17 protein-coding genes are annotated in these 17361 nt (G+C 69.5%); 12 read left to right on the top strand and 5 right to left on the bottom strand.

The features are described from left to right. Positions 1 to 30: 30 nt before the first annotated feature. Positions 31 to 228, bottom strand: coding sequence for a hypothetical protein (locus KF892_22195; GenBank protein ID MBX3627736.1), 198 nt, complete (start codon positions 226 to 228; stop codon positions 31 to 33). A gap of 148 nt (positions 229 to 376) precedes the next feature. On the opposite strand from KF892_22195, the gene KF892_22200 reads away from it, so the two are divergent. The 12 genes from KF892_22200 (at position 377) to KF892_22255 (ending at position 15283) form a co-directional block, all read left to right on the top strand. Next, a complete protein-coding gene (locus KF892_22200) occupies positions 377 to 1267 on the top strand; it encodes a hypothetical protein (protein MBX3627737.1) in 891 nt (296 codons plus the stop codon). Between the two features lie 47 nt (positions 1268 to 1314). Next, the gene (locus KF892_22205; protein MBX3627738.1) at positions 1315 to 3099 is read left to right on the top strand and encodes a cytochrome C; all 1785 of its coding nucleotides are present in this window, start codon (positions 1315 to 1317) and stop codon (positions 3097 to 3099) included. After that, positions 3096 to 4595 carry a hypothetical protein gene (locus KF892_22210; protein MBX3627739.1) on the top strand — a complete coding sequence of 500 codons (1500 nt, stop codon included), beginning with the start codon at positions 3096 to 3098 and terminating at the stop codon, positions 4593 to 4595. Before KF892_22205 ends, KF892_22210 begins: the two co-directional genes overlap by 4 nt. Before the next feature lie 20 nt (positions 4596 to 4615). Continuing rightward, entirely contained in the window at positions 4616 to 7036 is a 2421-nt protein-coding gene (locus KF892_22215) for a hypothetical protein (GenBank protein ID MBX3627740.1), read from the top strand. Next, positions 6999 to 7643, top strand: coding sequence for a cytochrome c biogenesis heme-transporting ATPase CcmA (ccmA, locus tag KF892_22220; protein ID MBX3627741.1), 645 nt, complete (start codon positions 6999 to 7001; stop codon positions 7641 to 7643). The genes KF892_22215 and ccmA overlap by 38 nt, the downstream gene beginning before the upstream one ends. Further along, a complete protein-coding gene (gene ccmB, locus KF892_22225) occupies positions 7640 to 8305 on the top strand; it encodes a heme exporter protein CcmB (protein ID MBX3627742.1) in 666 nt (221 codons plus the stop codon). Before ccmA ends, ccmB begins: the two co-directional genes overlap by 4 nt. Before the next feature lie 22 nt (positions 8306 to 8327). Beyond that, the gene (gene ccmC / locus KF892_22230) at positions 8328 to 9065 is read left to right on the top strand and encodes a heme ABC transporter permease CcmC (GenBank protein ID MBX3627743.1); all 738 of its coding nucleotides are present in this window, start codon (positions 8328 to 8330) and stop codon (positions 9063 to 9065) included. Beyond that, positions 9062 to 9235, top strand: coding sequence for a heme exporter protein CcmD (ccmD, locus tag KF892_22235; protein MBX3627744.1), 174 nt, complete (start codon positions 9062 to 9064; stop codon positions 9233 to 9235). Before ccmC ends, ccmD begins: the two co-directional genes overlap by 4 nt. Positions 9236 to 9269: 34 nt before the next feature. Next, positions 9270 to 10562 carry an NAD(P)-binding domain-containing protein gene (locus tag KF892_22240; GenBank protein ID MBX3627745.1) on the top strand — a complete coding sequence of 431 codons (1293 nt, stop codon included), beginning with the start codon at positions 9270 to 9272 and terminating at the stop codon, positions 10560 to 10562. Between the two features lie 35 nt (positions 10563 to 10597). Then, positions 10598 to 12628 carry a TonB-dependent receptor gene (locus KF892_22245; protein MBX3627746.1) on the top strand — a complete coding sequence of 677 codons (2031 nt, stop codon included), beginning with the start codon at positions 10598 to 10600 and terminating at the stop codon, positions 12626 to 12628. 69 nt (positions 12629 to 12697) lie between these two features. After that, positions 12698 to 13123: a hypothetical protein gene (locus KF892_22250; protein ID MBX3627747.1), complete on the top strand. Its 426-nt coding sequence runs from the start codon at positions 12698 to 12700 to the stop codon at positions 13121 to 13123. Positions 13124 to 13210: 87 nt separating this feature from the next. Then, positions 13211 to 15283 carry a TonB-dependent receptor gene (locus KF892_22255; GenBank protein MBX3627748.1) on the top strand — a complete coding sequence of 691 codons (2073 nt, stop codon included), beginning with the start codon at positions 13211 to 13213 and terminating at the stop codon, positions 15281 to 15283. On the opposite strand, the gene KF892_22260 is transcribed toward KF892_22255, so the two are convergent. From KF892_22260 to KF892_22275, 4 genes are all read right to left on the bottom strand, one after another. Then, the gene (locus KF892_22260; GenBank protein MBX3627749.1) at positions 15267 to 15803 is read right to left on the bottom strand and encodes an RNA polymerase sigma factor; all 537 of its coding nucleotides are present in this window, start codon (positions 15801 to 15803) and stop codon (positions 15267 to 15269) included. The two genes, KF892_22255 and KF892_22260, sit on opposite strands and share 17 nt — an antisense overlap. After that, entirely contained in the window at positions 15803 to 16015 is a 213-nt protein-coding gene (locus tag KF892_22265; protein MBX3627750.1) for a DUF2892 domain-containing protein, read from the bottom strand. Before KF892_22265 ends, KF892_22260 begins: the two co-directional genes overlap by 1 nt. An 87-nt stretch (positions 16016 to 16102) precedes the next feature. After that, complete coding sequence (locus KF892_22270) at positions 16103 to 16405, bottom strand: antibiotic biosynthesis monooxygenase (GenBank protein MBX3627751.1); 303 nt, start codon at positions 16403 to 16405, stop codon at positions 16103 to 16105. A gap of 54 nt (positions 16406 to 16459) precedes the next feature. Beyond that, on the bottom strand, positions 16460 to 17323 hold the full coding sequence (locus KF892_22275; GenBank protein ID MBX3627752.1) for an AraC family transcriptional regulator: 864 nt from the start codon (positions 17321 to 17323) through the stop codon (positions 16460 to 16462). Between the last annotated feature and the right edge of the window lie 38 nt (positions 17324 to 17361).

Here is a 17361-nt window from a genome sequence, read left to right on the forward strand (position 1 = left end):
GGCGCCAGATGCACGCCGGTGAGGGTGCTGCTACAGCAGCGAGGCCGGTGGCTTGGCCGGCTGCTCGCGTGCCTTGTCGACGATGGCCTGGGCTTTCTCCAGCTCGAGGTAGACCGACGCGAAGAGCGCTGCCACGTCGGCCAGCTTGGAGCGGGACACCCCGGGCGACGGGTTGGTGATCAGAGCCGCCGTGATCGTGGCCGTAGGTTGCAGCAGGTCTTTGTTCATCACGGGCTCCAGGAGTGTGGGTCATCGTACCCGGCTTGTGGAAAAACGCGGTTACAGCTTGGGACGGCAGTTCAGCGGGCCTTAAGGAAAGCTCTCTAGCCTGCGTTCTCCACTCCAGCCAGCCGATGTCTGCCAGCCACGAGACCCCATGAGCGCCGTTCCAGACCGCCGCGACGCGGCCCTCCCGAGCGCGCCCCGATCCAGCACCGCCCTTGGCGACGGGCTGCTGTACGCCACGCTCGCCCTGCTGGTGCTGCTGGCCTGGGCCATCAGCCGGCGCGGCTACTTCAAGGCCGGCGACGACGTGGGCTACTGGCTCGGTGTGGCGGGCGGGCTGATGATGCTCACGCTCTTCACCTACCCGCTGCGCAAGCACTTCCGCTTCATGCACCGGCTCGGAAAGGTCAAGTGGTGGCTCGTGATGCACATGGTGCTGGGCATCGCCGGGCCGCTCTTGATCCTCGTGCATTCCACCTTCCACATCGGCTCGCTCAATGCGGGCGTGGCGCTGTGGAGCATGGTGATCGTGGCGCTGAGCGGCGTGGTGGGGCGCTTCATCTACATGCGGGTGAACCGCGGCCTGCACGGCGAGCAGACCACCCTGCGCGAGCTGCAGGTGCGCGCGGGGCTCGACCAGAGCGAGACACGCTCGCGTCTGCACTTCGCGCCTGCGGTCGAGGCGCGACTGCTCGCGTTCGAGGCACGCGAACTCAAGGCGCCGCCGCGCTGGGGCACCTACCTGCGCCAGGTGTTGTGGCTGCGCTGGCAACGCTGGCACGCCTACCGGCAATGCCTGTCGGATCTGCACCAGGCCATCGACCGTGTGGCCCACAAGCGCGAGTGGGACGCCGCCGAGCGCGCCAGGCGCGAGCGCCAGGCCCGCAAGCTCGTCGACCGCTACCTGGGCAACGTGGTGCGGGTGGCCCAGTTCACCGCCTACGAGCGGGTGTTCGCGCTGTGGCATGTGGCACACGTGCCCTTCGTCTACCTGTTGATCCTGAGTGCCGCGTTCCATGTGTTCGCGGTGCACGCGTACTGACCGCGATGGGCTGGCGCGCATGGGCCCGGGCCTCTTGCCTCTCTGCGTTGCTGGCCCTGGCACTGCCGGTGGGGGCGCAGAGCCTGGAGTCGGTGCTGGCGCCGGGCAAGCTCAGCGACGCCCACGCCAAATGGGACGACGACTGCAAGCAATGCCACGTGCGCTTCGACCGCAACGCGCAGGACGGCCTGTGCACCAGCTGCCATAAGGACGTGGGCCACGACCTTCGCGAGCGCGCCGGCTTCCACGGCCGCCAGAAGCCCCAGGCCTGCCGCAGCTGCCACACCGAGCACAAGGGCCGCGGCATGCGCCTGGCCGAGTTCGACCGCCAGCACTTCGACCACATGCAGACCGACTACCCGCTGCGCGGCCGTCACCTGAAGGCCCCGTGCAGCGCCTGCCACCTGCCCGCCCAGAAGTACCGCGAGGCGCCGAAGGACTGCCTGGCCTGCCACCGCAAGGACGACACCCACAAGGGCAGCCTCGGCCCCAAGTGCCACGAGTGCCACACCGAGACTAGCTGGAAGGAAGCGAAGCTCGACCACGACAAGACCCGCTTCGCGCTCACCGGCAAGCACGCCGACACGCCCTGCGCCAGCTGCCACAAGGACACGCAGTACCGCGAGACCCCGCGCACCTGCATCGGCTGCCACAAGCGGGTGGACGAGCAGCGCGGGCACAAGGGCCAGTTCGGCGAGCGCTGCGAGAGCTGCCACGGCACCAAGTCGTGGAAGGGCAGCCTCTTCAACCACGACACCGACACCCGCTACGCATTGCGCGGCAAACACCGCCTGTTGGCGTGCACGAATTGCCACACCGGGCCGCTCTACCGGCAAAAAACCGCAAGCGACTGTTACGGCTGCCACCGCCAGGACGACAAGCACCACGGCTCGCTTGGCCGCGAGTGCGCGAGCTGCCACACCGAGCGCGACTGGAAGGAGCGCGCGAAGTTCGACCACGGCAAGACCGCCTTCCCGCTGCTCGGCCGCCATGCCGATGCCGAGTGCAAGGCCTGCCACAAGAGCGCGCTCTTCAAAGAGGCCCCGAAGGACTGCATCGGCTGCCACCGCAAGGATGACCGCCACCAGGGCACGCTGGGCGAGAAGTGCGAGAGCTGCCACGCCGAGAAGAACTGGAAGACGACCGCCGGCCGCTTCGACCACGACAAGACCCGCTTCGTGCTGCGCAACGCCCACGCGCGCACCACCATTCCATGCGCGGCCTGCCACCTCGAGATGAGCGGCCCGCGCCTCGTCTTCCGCACCGCCTCGACCGACTGCGTGGCCTGCCACCGCAAGGACGACCGCCACGACGGCCAGCTCGGTACGCAGTGCAGCCAGTGCCACACCGACCTGAACTGGCGCGTGCCCGGCTTCGACCACGCGAAGACACGTTTCCCGCTCACCGGTGGGCACCTCATCGCCAACTGCAAGGCCTGCCACCTCACGCCGCGCTTCAAGGATGCGAAGGCCGAGTGCCACTCCTGCCACCGCAAGGATGACAAGCACCAGTTGCGCTTCGGCCCGCGCTGCGACACCTGCCACACCACGCGCGACTGGAAGACCTGGCGCTTCGACCACGACCAGCGCACGCGCTATCGACTGGACGGCGCCCACGCCAAGGTGGCCTGCGAGTCGTGCCACACGCGTGAAGCACCGCGCGGGAAAGACATCGCGCCCGTCGGCACCCACTGCAGCGCCTGCCACCGCAACGACGACGTGCACGACGGCCAGTTCGGCCCGCGTTGCGAGCAGTGCCACGTGCCGCAGTCGTGGAAGCGCGTGACCAACCTGCGCACCGGCAGCCTGCAACGCCCGAGGTGGCTCCAATGACGACCCAGACGACAACGAAGAACCTGATCCGGCTGTTCGCCGCTGTGGCGCTCGCCGCGCTGGCCGCCTGGGGCATCGCCCAGGTGCCGGTGCGCGATTTCGACCACGTGAAGACCGGCTTCCCGCTCACCGGCGCACACGCCAAGGAGCGCTGCGAGAGTTGCCATGTGAACGGCGTCTTCAAGGGCACGCCACGCGACTGCGCCACCTGCCACGCCGCTGGCTCGCTGCTCTCGCGCACCAACATCGTCAAGCCCTTGCGCCACTTCCCCACCACCCAGGCCTGCGATGCCTGCCACAACACGCAGACCTTCACCGGCGCCCGCTTCACCCACGGTGGCGTGCTGCCCGGCAGCTGCCAGAGCTGCCACAACGGCAGCTTCGCCACCGGCAAGCCGGCTGGGCACCTGCAGACGCAGGCCTCGTGCGACAGCTGCCACCGCACCGCCGCGTGGGTGCCGGCGACGGGCTTCGACCATGCGAGCGTGACGCCCGGCACCTGCGCCACCTGCCACAACGGCAGCCGCGCCGTGGGCAAGCCGGCCATGCACATGCCGGTGGGCACGCAGTCGTGCGATGCCTGCCACGCCACCACGCGCTGGCGCCCATCGAGCTGGAACCACACGCAGGTGCCGGTCACCAACCAGTGCGCCACCTGCCACAGCGGCGCCTACCCACCGGCCGACGGCCGCTCGCCGAGCCACATCCCCTACCAGCTCGTGACCGGCACGCCCATCACCAACTGCGACACCTGCCATCGCAGCGGCTACGCGGCGTGGACACCGGCCCGCTTCCACAGCAGCGTCACGGTGTCGAGCCAGTGCGCCACCTGCCACACCGGCAGCTTCTCGCCGGCGGTGGGCAAGCCCAACACCAGCACGCACGTGGGCGTGACCGCCTGCGAAGGCTGCCACCGCTCCACCACCAGCTGGCTCACCGTGACCTTCGCGCACTCGCCGGCCAACGCGGTGGGCACGGGCACCTGCGACACCTGCCACAACGGCAGCGTCGCCCGGGGCAAGTCGCCCACGCACGTGCCGGTGACGACCGGCGTGGCGCGCTGCGATTCGTGCCACCGCTCGCAGTCGAGCTTCGCGACCGCGGTGACGATGAACCACAGCGTGGTCACCACCACCGCCTGCAAGACCTGCCACAACGGCAGCTACCTCTCCGAAGGCGTGACCGGCGCCCTCGCCAAGCCGGCCAACCACATCCCCGAGGCCACGCAGCTGCTCAACGGCGGCGCGCTGGACTGCAACGCGTGCCACACCAGCACCACGAGCTGGGCGTCGATGCGCATGAACCACAACGCGAGCCTCGGCAACGGCGCCGGCTGGTGCAAGGGCTGCCATGCCACGGGCACGTCGTTCCTCGGGAGCATGGAGAAGAAATCGCTGACCCACCAGCAGCGAACGCCGGCCCCGACCGACTGCTCCCAATCCGGCTGCCACCGCCCGCTGGGCAACAAGGGCGCGGCTTATTCCAAGTGGGACTGAACCAACGAGGCCGTGCGCGCTTGAAGACCTTCTACCGATTCGCCCTGGCGCTGCTGACCGCGGTGCTGGCCCCGTGGGCGCAGGCCCAGCTCATCGACGACGTGACCATCCGCCCCGAGGGCAGCGATGCCGTGGTGCAGGTGCGCTTCACCGCGCCGGTGCAATACCGGCGTGCGGTACTCATGCCCTCGGGCGATTTCGTGCAGGCCTTCTACGAAGTGCTGCCGCCGCACGACGGGCTCAACTTCGATTCGGGCCAGCGGCGCGTGATCGGCGGTGACCGCCTGCCCCGCGTGACCATCACCGACGAGGCCACCGACCGGGCCGGCATCGCGCGCAAGCTGGTGGTGCGCTTCGCCGAACCGCAGCGGGCCCGCGTGCGTGCGGGGCGCGGTAACCGCAGCATCGAGTTCGTGCTCACGGCGATGGGGGCGCGTGCGCCGGCACCTTTGCCTGCAGCTTCGCCTGCATCGGCGCCCGCACCGGCCCCTGTCCTGCCGCCGACGCTGCCGGCGGCTTCGGCGCCGGCTGAAGCGCCACCCGTGGCCGTCGTGCCCACGCCGTCCGCTTCGGCCGTCGCACCGCCCGAGCGCTACGTGGTCGTGCTCAAGGCCGTCACCGCGCCGGGCGAGCAGGGCGATGCGCCCGTGCCGCGCTCGCTGCAGGACTACACCGTCTTCACCGAGAAGCGCCAGGTGGGCGCCCGTGTCGTCTACGAGATCAACCTCGGCTACTTCGACACCCGTGCCCAGGCCGAACGCGCGCGCGGGCTGCTGGCCGAGCGCTTTCCGCAGGCGATGGTGGTCGACCTCAACAAGCCGCGCGAGCCCGAACCCGAAGTGCCGCCCACGCGGGTGGCTGCCGCGGTGCCGGCCCCCGTGCCGGAGCCAGCCGCGCCCGCAACGCCACCGCCACCGCCACCGCCACCGCCACCGCCACCGCCACCGCCACCGCCACCGCCACCGCCGGCCCCCGCCGTCGAGCCTGCACCACTGCCACCCCCGCGCCCGCGCATCCGTGCGCCCATCACGCCCACGACCACGCTCGTCGGCTCGGTCTCGCAGTTCTACTACGGCGGCCAGAGCAAGGTGCGCACGCAGGAGTTCCAGGAGTCGCCCATCAGCGGCCTGCCCGAGCTGCAATCCGACAACACCTTCTCCGGCACCGACCAGAAGCAGTCGGTGAGCAGCGTCGACCTCAACTGGCGCCACCGCGATGCCGAGCGTGACATGCGCTTCGTCTTCCGCGACAGCTACTCGGCGGACCTGCTCGACAGCCAGCGCAGCAAGAACCGCCTCTCGGCGCTCTACTTCGACCACCGCTCCACGAGCCTCGGCACCAACCTGCGCGTGGGCCGCCAGTCGGGCACGGGTGCCGGCGTGCTCGGCCGCTTCGACGGCGTGCAGGGCGGGGTGCTCGTGGCGCCGAAGTGGCGCGTCAATGCCGTGGCCGGCAGGCCGGCCGACAAGCTGCTCGACAGCCGGCGCCAGTTCTACGGCAGCTCGGTCGATGCCGAATCGCTGACCCCGGAGCTCAGCGGCAGCGTCTACGCGATCCAGCAGACCATCGACGGCGAGGTCGATCGCCGCGCGCTTGGCAGCGAGCTGCGCTACTTCAGCGGCGCCACCTCGGCCTTCGGCCTGCTCGACTACGACCAGGTGCTGAAGGGCGTCAACATCGCCATGCTGCAAGCCACCTGGCAGCGCGCCGACAACACCGTCGTCAACCTGCTCGTCGACCGCCGGGCCACGCCGATGCTCTCGCTCGGCAATGCGCTCTTCTTCCAGACCGCGAGCCCGCCGGCGCAGAGCGTGCGCGAGCTGCTGGCGAGTGGCGCCACCGTGGGCGACCTGCGGGCGCAGGTGAAGGGCCTCAACTCCTACACCACGCAGTCGGTGCTGGGCGTGACCACGCCGCTGTCGGCGCGCTGGCAGATCGGCGGCGACATCCGCTCCACGCAGATCGGCGAGATCGCCCCCGTGGCCAACCTGCTGCCCTACGGCCAGAAGCCCACCCGCGTCTTCAGCCTCGGCTCGCAGCTCATCGGCAGCAACCTCTACTCGCCGCGCGACACGCACGTGATCGGCCTCACCTGGCTGCGTGGTGCGACCCAGCTGGTCGACGTGCCCGACCCGGTGGACCCGGCCAATTCGACCTTCCGGGACTCCACCTACACTGCCGTGCTCCTGACCTACAACAACTCTTCGTTGATCCGGGAAGCCCTGACGCTCGAGCCTTCGATCAAGTTCTACCGGCAAAGCGACAATGCGGGCCTCAAGACCACCCGCTGGACCCCCGGCCTGCGCCTGAGCCACCGGCTCGGCAAGCAGCTCACGACCGAATCGGAGCTGACGTCGGAATTCAGCAAGACCACGTCACCGGCACGCAACGAATCGTCCAACCGTGTCTATTACTACCTCGGCGCCCGCTACGACTTCTGATGCTTCGGCGCCGCTGCTGGCGGCAAACGCACTGGCCTGCCGGCGTGGCGACCGGATTCTCTTCAAGGGACTCGACCTCACCCTCCTGCCCGGCCAGGTGCTGTGGCTGCGCGGCGCCAACGGCCGCGGCAAGACGAGCCTGCTGCGCCTGCTGGCCGGTCTCTCCACCCCGGAGGCCGGCACGGTCGAGCGGCGCCAGGGCCTGCTCTACGTGGCGCACGCCAACGCGCTGAAGGAAGACCTCACGGTGCTGGAGTCGCTTCGCTTCCTCGCGCGGCTGCAGGGCCGCGACACCGCCGACACCTCGCTCATCGAGGCGCTGCGCCTATTCGGCATGGCCTCGCGCCGCGATGCGCCGGTGCGCACGCTCTCGCAGGGTCAGCGTAGGCGCGTGGCGTTGTCGCGGCTGGCGCTTGCGCCGCAGACGCCGGTGTGGGTGCTCGACGAGCCCTTCGATGCGCTCGACGTCGACGGCATCGCCACGCTCAATGGCCTGCTCTCGCGCCATGCGCAGGCCGGCGGCGGCGTGGTGCTCACGAGCCACCAGGCGCTGACACTCACCGAGCCGGCGCCGCACGAGATCCAGCTCGACGAGGTGGCGCGATGAGCGCGTTCTCGGCGGTCCTCGCCCGTGACCTGCGATTGGCGGCCCGCCGTCGCGTGGAAGCCTTGCTGCCGGTCGCCTTCTTCACCGTTGCGGTGAGCCTCTTCCCCTTCGGCGTGGGCCCCGAGGCGCAGACCCTGCGCGTCATCGCCCCCGGCGTGGTGTGGGTGTGCGCGCTGCTCGCCGCCATGCTCTCGGTCACCCAGCTCTACGCCACCGACCATGCCGACGGCTCGCTCGAGCAGATGCTGCTGTGCGGTGAGTCGCCGGTGCTGATCGCCGCGGCCAAGGCGCTGGCGCACTGGCTGCTGACGGGGCTGCCGCTGATCCTCTTCGCGCCGCTCTTCGGTCTGATGTTCGACATGCGCGGCGAGGCCATCGCCGCACTCACCTTCGGCCTGCTGCTGGGCACGCCCATCCTCAGTCTCCTGGGTGGCGTGGGCGCGGCGCTCACGCTCGGCCTGCGCAGCGGCGGGGTGCTGCTGATCCTCTTGATCCTGCCGCTGTGCATTCCGGCGCTCATCTTCGGCGCCGGCGCGGTGGGGGCGGTGGAGTCGGGCGTCTCGGCTCAGGGACACTATTCGCTGCTGGGCGCGCTGCTCATCGTCACCCTGCTGCTCGCCCCCTGGGCCACGGCGGCGGCCCTGCGCATCTCCACCGAATGAACCCTTCGCGACGATCCACATCATGAGCTTCTACACCTTCGCCGCACCCTCGCGCTTCTATCAGCTCGCGGGCTGGGCCATCCCCTGGCTGTGGGCGGCGGCCATCGTGCTCGCCGCCATCGGCCTGTACATCGGCTTCTTCGTCGCGCCCACCGACGCGACGCAAGGCGAGTCGTACCGCATCATCTTCATCCACGTGCCGGCCGCATGGATCTCGATGGTGCTCTACCTCGCGATGGCCTTCTGGGCCGGCATCGGCTGGGCCTTCAAGACGCGCCTGTCGTCGATGGTGGCGCGTGCCATCGCGCCCACCGGCGCGCTCTTCACCTTCATCGCGCTGTGGACCGGCGCCTTCTGGGGCAAGCCGACCTGGGGCACCTGGTGGGTGTGGGATGCGCGGCTCACCTCGTACCTGATCCTGCTCTTCCTCTACCTCGGCTACATCGCGCTCACCGAGGCGATCGACGACACGCGCCGTGCCGACAACGCCGGCGCCCTCGTCGCGCTCGTGGGCGCGGTCAACGTGCCCATCATCTATTTCTCGGTGAAGTGGTGGAACACGCTGCACCAGGGCGCCACGGTCAGCATGACGGCCGCACCGAAGATGGCGCACACCATGCTCACCGCCATGCTCATCATGACCTTCGCGTTCTGGGCCTATGCCTTCGCGGTGGTCTTCATGCGCACGCGCGCCATCGTGCTGGAGCGCGAGCGAGACGCCGAGTGGGTGGCCAAGCAGCTGAAAGGAGAACGCGCATGAACTGGGGCAGTGCATCGGAGTTCTTCGCGATGGGGGGCTACGGCCTCTATGTGTGGGGCGCCTATGCGGTGACGCTGGTGCTGATGCTGGCCGAGCCGGTGCTCGCCCTGCGGCGCCATGCCGCCGCCCGGCGCACGGCGGCGCTCCCGCACGACGACGAGGCGGCCTGAGCACGGCTGAAGTGGCGCACACCGCGAGGCCGCGATGAACTACCTGTGGCTCTATGGCGCGGTGTTCGCGGTGGTGCTCGTGGTCTACCTGCGCCGGCACTCACGCCGCCAGCGCGAGCACGTGGCGGCGTTGCAGCAGTCGGTCGAGGCCGGCATGGTGGAGCCGGCCTCGCTGCACCCAGTGATCGACCCGGCGCGCTGCATCGGCTCGGGGTCGTGCGTGAAGGCCTGCCCCGAGCAGGCGATCGGCATCGTCAACGGCAAGGCCGTGCTGACCAACGCCTCGGCCTGCATCGGCCACGGCGCCTGCCTGAGCGCGTGCCCGGTCGAAGGCATCCAGCTCGTCTTCGGCACCGAGCGGCGTGGCGTGGAGATCCCGCACGTGAGCCCCGATTTCGAGACCAACGTGCCCGGCATCTTCATCGCCGGCGAACTGGGCGGCATGGGGCTCATCCGCAAGGCGGCCGAGCAGGGGCGGCAGGCCATCGGCGCCATCCGCCAGCGCCGCGGCGGCCAGCACGACTTCGACGTGGTGATCGTCGGCTGCGGCCCGGCTGGGCTGTCGGCAGGGCTTGCGGCCATCCAGCACGGCCTGCGCTACAAGCTGCTGGAGCAGGAGGCCTCGCTCGGCGGCGCCGTCTTCCACTACCCGCGCCACAAGATCGCGATGACGGCGCCGGTGGAGCTGGCGCTGGTCGGCAAGGTCAAGTTCGGCGAGGTGCAGAAAGAAGAGCTGCTCGACTTCTGGAACAGCACCGTGCAGCAGACCGGCCTCAAGATCTCGTTCCGCCAGGAGCTTGCCGGCATCGACCCGCGCGACAACGGCTTCGTGGTGCACACCCGCAGCGGCGAGCGCTACACCACCCGCACCGTGCTGCTGACGATGGGCCGGCGCGGCACGCCGCGCAAGCTCGAGGTGCCGGGCGAGGAGTCGTCGAAGGTCGTGTACCGCCTCGTGGATGCTGCGCAGTACCGCGGCCAGGCGGTGCTCGTGGTGGGCGGCGGCGACAGCGCGGTCGAGGCCGCGGTGGCGCTGTCGCAGGAGCCGGGCACGCAGGTCACGCTCTCCTACCGCGGCGAGGCCTTCTCCCGCATCAAGACCAAGAACCGCCAGCTGCTCGACCAGCAACGCGAAGCAGGGCGTTTGCAGGTATTGCTCGGGTCGGTGGTCAAATCGATCGAGGCCCGCAGTGTTCGCATCGAACACGAAGGCCGTGAACGCAGCCTGCGCAACGATGTCGTCATCGTCTGCGCGGGCGGCCAGTTGCCCACCGAGCTGCTGCGCAAGGTGGGCATCCGGTTCGACACCAAATTCGGCACCGCCTGAGTCTCTCGGGCGTGCCCACGCCCAGGAGACGCCTCATGCCGCACACCACGGCACGCATCCTCGCCATCGCTGCTGCCTGCGCAGCAGCCACCTGCGCCGCGCAGGCCCAAGACGGCGCCCCGCCGCCCACCAGCGCCGCCTCGGCGCCCGAGCAGCCTGCCCTGCCACGCGTGGTGATCACCAACCGGAGCGAGCGCGCCCCCACCAGCCGCAGCGTGATGAGCGGCGACGAACTGCGCACCGTGCCCGGCACGGCTGGCGACACGATGAAGGCGCTGCAGGCGCTGCCCGGCGTCGCGGTGGCCGACGACAGCAGCGCCGCGCCCGCGGTGCGCGGCTCGCGGCCCGACGACAACCTGTACTACGTCGACTTCCTGCCGGTGGGCTACCTCTTCCACATGGGCGGCCTCGTGAGCACGGTGCACAGCGACCTCGTGCGCCAGTTCGAGCTCTACAGCGCGGCCTTCGGCCCCGAGTACGGCGACGCCATCGGCGCGGTGCTCGACGTCACCTTGCGCAACCCGCGCACCGACCGCCTGGGCGGCGTGCTCAACGTGAGCCTGCTCGGCGCCGACGCGCTGATCGAGGGCCCGGTCAACGAGACGCAGTCGTTCTACTTCGCGGTGAAACGCAGCTACATCGACCTGCTGCTCGACACCGTGGAAGACGACGACTCCGGCGTCATCATCAGCGTGCCGCGCTACTGGGATTACCAGGGCAAGTACCTCTGGAACCTCAACGCCGACCACCAGCTGAGCTTCCACGCCACGGGTGCGGCCGACAAGCTCGAATTCCGAGTGCCCGCCGGCTCCACCCTCGCCACGCAGGAGCCGGTGCTGGCCGGCGACAGCGCCCTCAACACCGGCTACGCCACGCAGGCGCTGGTGTGGGATGGTGACTTCGGCGGTGGCGTGAACAACAAGCTCGCCTTCGGCCGCACGATCGACCGCAACACCAGCAGCGTGGGCACCGCCTTGCGCGCCACCTCGCGGGCGAGCACCGTGTTCCTGCGCGAGCAGCTGCGCTTCAAGCCGGCGGCGGGGCACGACACCTCCGTGGGCGGCTCGGTCGAGTCAATGAAGATCGACTACGACATCGATGCGCAGAACGCCCGCTGCACCGAGTTCGACCCCGAGTGCGACTACACCAGCGCCCCGCGCACGCAGGCGCGCGACACCCTGAGCGCGAAGTTCGGCAATGCCTACCTGAGCCACCGCTGGCAGGCCACCGACGCGTGGGGCCTGAGCCTGGGCGCGCACCACACCCGCGATGGCTACCTTGGCCGCCGCTACACCGAGCCGCGCGTGGGCCTCGAATGGAAGGCGACACCCAGCACCACCTTCACCGCGGCCTGGGGCCGGCACAACCAGTTCCCCGCAGGCGAGCAGGTGATCCCGGGCTTCGGCAACACCGGCCTGTGGCACCTGCGCGCCACGCACAGCGTGCTGGGTGTGGCACAGACGCTCGATGCCGGCTGGTCGTGGAAGCTCGAGGCCTACCAGAAGAAGTTCAGCGACTTCGTGGTGGCCGACCCCACGGTCAACTACGTCAACGGCGGCAGCGGCCGCTCGCATGGCGCCGAGTTGCTGATCAAGAAGGACCCGAAATCGGGCGGCAAGCTGTCGGGCTGGCTCGCGCTGAGCCTGTCGAAGGCTCGTCGCCAGAACGACCTCACCGGGCGTGAGTTTCCCTTCGACTTCGACCAGCCGGTGATCGCCCACCTGGTGATGCAGTACCGCCAAAGCGAGCGCTGGATGTACGGCGCGAAGTGGAGTTACCACACCGGCTCGCCCTATACGCCCATCACCGGCAGCTACGTCGACACCGACGGCCGCACCCGCCCGACCTACGGCGAACTCAACGGCGAGCGACTCCCGGCTTATCACCGCCTCGACCTGCGCGCCGACTGGAAGCTCTCGCCGCGCTACAGCTTCTACGGCGAGCTGATCAACGCCTATGCGCGCAAGAACCTCTCGGGCTACAGCTACAACGCCGACTACAGCGAGCGCAAGCCGGTGACGCAGCTGCCGCTGCTGGTGTCGTTCGGGGTGCTGATCAAGTTCTGAAGTCCCGCTGCATCCAGCGAGGCGTTCACAGCGTACTCAACGGGCGGCGCGATACTTGGCCGCCCACCCATGAGTCTTCTCGCTTCCTCGCTCTTCGCCCGTGACCTCGCCCGCCTGCTCGCCGGCTGGCTGGCGGTGATCGTCTTCGTGCAGGCGATGGCGGCGGCGCTCGGCATGGTGCAGGGGCCGCGCCATGTGCACGCCAACGCCGCGGCAGCGTTCGTCCATGCCGATGCCGCGCATGAGGCGGCGCACCACGAGCACGGTGGCTGGGCCCGGCATGTTCACGCCGAGCCTGCTCACGACCGCATGCTGGGCGACGAGGCGCAAGACCTGAGCGCTGTCGCGGGACTCGTGCTGTCGGCGATGGTGGCGCTCGACACGGTGCGCGATGGCGTGCGCAGCGTCGACGTGGGCCATGTGATGTGCGCCTCGCCTGCCTGGAGCTGCCTCACCCACACCGCGCCCTTCCCCGAGCGGCCCCCTCGGGCCTGACGCTGCCCCGCCGAAGCCGCCTGCACCTGCAGGCGTTCACCCCACCGGCTGTCGCAACACCGCGGCGGCTCTTCGGACATCGTCGTCATGAAACCCCGTTTCCACCCCATCGCCCTGGGCGTGCTGGCCCTGTGTGGCCCCACGTTCGCCCAGTCCACCGACACCACGCCCAAGGAAAAAAACACACCCGCCCAGGTGGCCGCCGTGCACCTGGAGCCCGTCGAGATCACCGGCCGCCACTACGACAACGCCGTGGGCACGTCGGACGCCGCCTCGCAAGGCGTGATCCGCGCCGAGCTGATGAAGAGCCGCCCCGCGCTGCGCCCCGGTGAAGTGCTCGAGTTCGTGCCCGGCGTGATCGTCACGCAGCACTCCGGCGACGGCAAGGCCAACCAGTATTTCCTGCGCGGCTTCAACCTCGACCACGGCACTGACTTCGCAACGTCCATCAACGGCATCCCGGTCAACATGCCTTCGCACGGCCACGGCCAGGGTTACACCGACCTCAACTTCCTGATCCCCGAGCTGGTCGACCGCATCGAGTACCGCAAGGGCCCGTATTTCGCGAAGAGCGGCGACTTCTCGTCGGCCGGCTCTGCCGACATCGCCTATCGCAGCACCTTCGACGCCCCGTTTGCCTCGCTCGGCGTGGGCCAGCGCGGCTACCGGCGCGGCCTCGTCGGCGGCTCGACGACGCTCGGTGGCGACCACGCCCTGCTCGGCGCCTTGGAGCTGCAGCACAACGACGGCCCGTGGACGGTGCCCGAAGACTTGAAGCGCGCCAACGGCGTGCTCAAGCTCGGCGGCGGCAGCAAGAACAAGGGCTGGAGCGCCAGCCTCATGGCCTACGACGCGAGCTGGACGGCCACCGACCAGATCCCCGAGCGCCTGATCTCCGAGGGCTACAACGGCCAGCCCTTCAGCCGCTTCGACACGCTCGACCCGACCACCGGCGGCAAGACACGCCGCACCAGCCTGTCGACCGAATGGCGCGACATCGGCGACGACCGCGCGACGCGCTTCTCGGCGTATGCCATCGACTACCGGCTGTCGCTCTACTCCAACTTCACCTATGCACTCGACAGCGCCGACGACCAGTTCTCGCAGCAGGACAAACGCACCGTCTACGGCCTGGCCGCGAGCCACAGCGTCGACCATGCGCTGGGCTCGCTTGCGGCGCGCAGCGAGGTGGGTGTGCAACTGCGGCACGACCGCGCGCGTGTCGGGCTCTTCGAATCGTCGGCCCGCGTGCTGGGCGCGGCGGTGCGTGACGACAAGGTGCGCGAAACGCTGCTCGGCGTCTACGGCCAGACGAGCCTGGAGCTGAACTCGTGGTTGCGCAGCGTGGTCGGCCTGCGCGCCGACAGCGTGCGCTTCACGGTCGACAATCAGGTGGTGCCAGGCTCCGCCACCGATGGCGACCAGCATCTGTCACCGAAGTTCTCGCTCGTCGCCGGGCCCTGGGCCAAGACCGAGCTCTTCTTCAACGCGGGCCGCGGCTTCCACAGCAACGATGCGCGCGGCGCGACCGCGGCCACCGACCCGGCACCGGGCCTCGCCACCTCGCGCGGCATGGAACTCGGTGCACGCACCGAGTGGGTACCCGGCCTGCAGAGTTCGCTCGCGCTGTGGAAGCTCGACTTCGATTCCGAACTCGTCTACGTGGGCGATGCCGGCAACACCGAGGCGGCGCGCCCGAGCAAGCGCCACGGCGTGGAGTGGAACAACCGCTGGGCGCCGAAACCCTGGTTGCTGGTCGACGCCGACCTCGCCTGGAGCCACGCGCGCTTCAAGGGTGACGACCCGGCGGGCGACCGCATCCCCAACGCCGTCGACAAGGTGGCCTCGGTGGCGGTCAGCCTGAAAGACCTCGCCGGCTGGTCCGCCAGTGTGCAGTGGCGCTACCTCGGCAGTGGCGCGCTGGTCGAAGACAACAGCGTGCGCTCGTATTCCTCGGCCACCACCAACCTGCGCGTGAGCCGCAAGCTCTGGAAAGACGCGGAGCTGACGCTCGACGTCTTCAACCTCTTCGACCGCGACGTGTACGACATCCAGTACTACTACGAGTCGCAGCCGGCGGGGCAGGCCGCGCAGTTCGATCGCCACGTGCACCCGGCCGAGCCGCGCACCGTGCGGCTCACGCTCAAAGTCGGGTTCTAGACGCCTCCGGCTGCAGGTACTCGCGCAGCAGTGCGCGCGCTCGGTGCAGCCGGCTCTTCGTCGCTTCGCGCGTCAGCCCGAGGCGCTCGGCGGCTTCCCCGATGGTCAGCTGCTCCATGTCGCGCAACAGCACGATCTCGCGGTACATCGCGGGCAGCGACTCGAGCGCACGCACCAGGTCGAGCCGCAGTTCGTCGATCGGCATGCGGGCGAAGTGCGCGGCTTCGTCGCGTTCGGCCAGCTGCTCGGTGCCACGCAGCACGCCGAGCACCGGCAGCATGCACAGTCGCGTGACCACCCGCAGCACCCAGCCGGGCAGCGCCATCGGGTCGCGCACCGAGCCCACGCGCCGGTAGAGCACGATCAGCGCTTCCTGCACCACGTCCTCGATCGACGAGCTGCGGTGGCACTGGCGCCGCGCGTAACGGCGGATGTCGGGCTGCAGCTCGCGCAGCAGGCGCTCCAGCGCGGCCGGGTGGCCGGCCTGGGCGGCGGCGAAGAGCGCGCCGTCGAGCTGCATCACGAGCCGGGCTCCACGGGCTTGCGACCCACCATCGCGCAGGCTGGGCAGTAGCCGAAGAGGCCGGTGAGCACCATGCTCGCGCCGCTGGCCGCCAGCACCCAGCCAAGCGGCGTGGTGCCGATGAGCGCCAGCGAACCTGCCGCCATCAGCACGCCGCCGACCACCCGCACGATGCTTTCCTTCGATCCCACATTCTTGCGATAGAACATCACGTCACCTTGGCTGCCCGACACGGGGGCATCGCAGGTGAGGAGGGGTACTTGCGCCAAAAGGATTCGGCGGCCTGCAAAAAAAGTTCAACGCCCGGCGGCGATGCCCGTGCCGCCGATGGGCAGCGTGGGCTGGTGCATACCGAAACCGGCAATCAGCGGCATCGCGCGCGAGATCGCGTCTTTCACCGACGGCAGCTGGAGCGAGGCCTTGTGGCTGGCTTCGTCGGCCCAGACTTCGGTGATCCAGATCGCCTCGGCGTCCTTCGGGTCGACCGCGACCACGTAGCTGATGCAACCGGGCATGCCTTCGACGTTCTCCAGCAGGATGGCGACCAGCGCGTCGCGCTGGCCGGGGTGCGATCTGAACTGGCCGATGAGTCCGTACATGGGATGCTCCTGCGTAGAGCTGCGATCTTCGCCGCTCTCGGTGCCGCCAAGGCGCTATGGCAGGAGCGTGTCATGGCGAAGCCAGTCGCGGGGTGACTGCCCGACCTTCTGCGCGAAGACGCGCGACAGCGCCGACGCACTGCTATAGCCCAGTTCTTCGGCGATGGTCTTGAGCGCCGACCCCTGGCGCAGCCGGGTCTGCGCGATCGACAGCCGCCACTGTGCGAGGTATTCAGCGGGGCCTTCGCCCACGTGCGACTTGAAGGCCGCGGCGAAAGCGCTGCGCGACATGCCCGCACGTTCGGCCATGCGTGGCAGCGTCCATGCATCACCCGGCGCTTCATGCAGTGCGACCAGCGCCTTGGCGAGTTGCGGGTGAGACAGCCCGTTCAAGAGCCCGGCGGGAACGCCGCTTTCCTCGGGATGGTCGAGCAGCCAGCGCAGCAGCTGCAGCAGCAGCACCTCGAAGAGCCGGTTGGCCAGCAGGCGGTGCCCGCAGCGCACCTGCTCCGTCTCGGCAAAGAGCAGCGTGAGGGTGTGCTCCAGCGTGGGCAGCTGCGCCAGCGGCAGCACCACCACCGGCGGCAGGGCGCGCGCGAGCGGGTGCTCGTCGCCGCCTTCGAACTCGACCGCGGCACAGGTGAAGTCGCAGCCTTCGGCCGGTGCATTGTGGAAGTCGTGTGCGAGCGGGCGGGGGTAGAAGAGCAGCGTGGGCTCGGTGACGTGCAGCTTCTTGGGCGCGCCGCTGCGCGCACGGTGCGTGAGAGTCATCTCGCCGTGGCGCATCACGTGCAGGAAGCCGCGCCCGGGCTCGGCGGCGTAGTGCGTCACCCCGCACAGGGGCCCGTGGTGGAACAGGTGGGCGCGCACCCGGAAACGCTCCAGCAAGGAGGACAGCCGATCGACACTCTCGTTCATGTCTGGACGAATTGGTATGTATCGTGGATAAAACGATA

The organism is Rhizobacter sp. (assembly GCA_019635355.1).
GTDB lineage: Bacteria > Pseudomonadota > Gammaproteobacteria > Burkholderiales > Burkholderiaceae_C > Rhizobacter.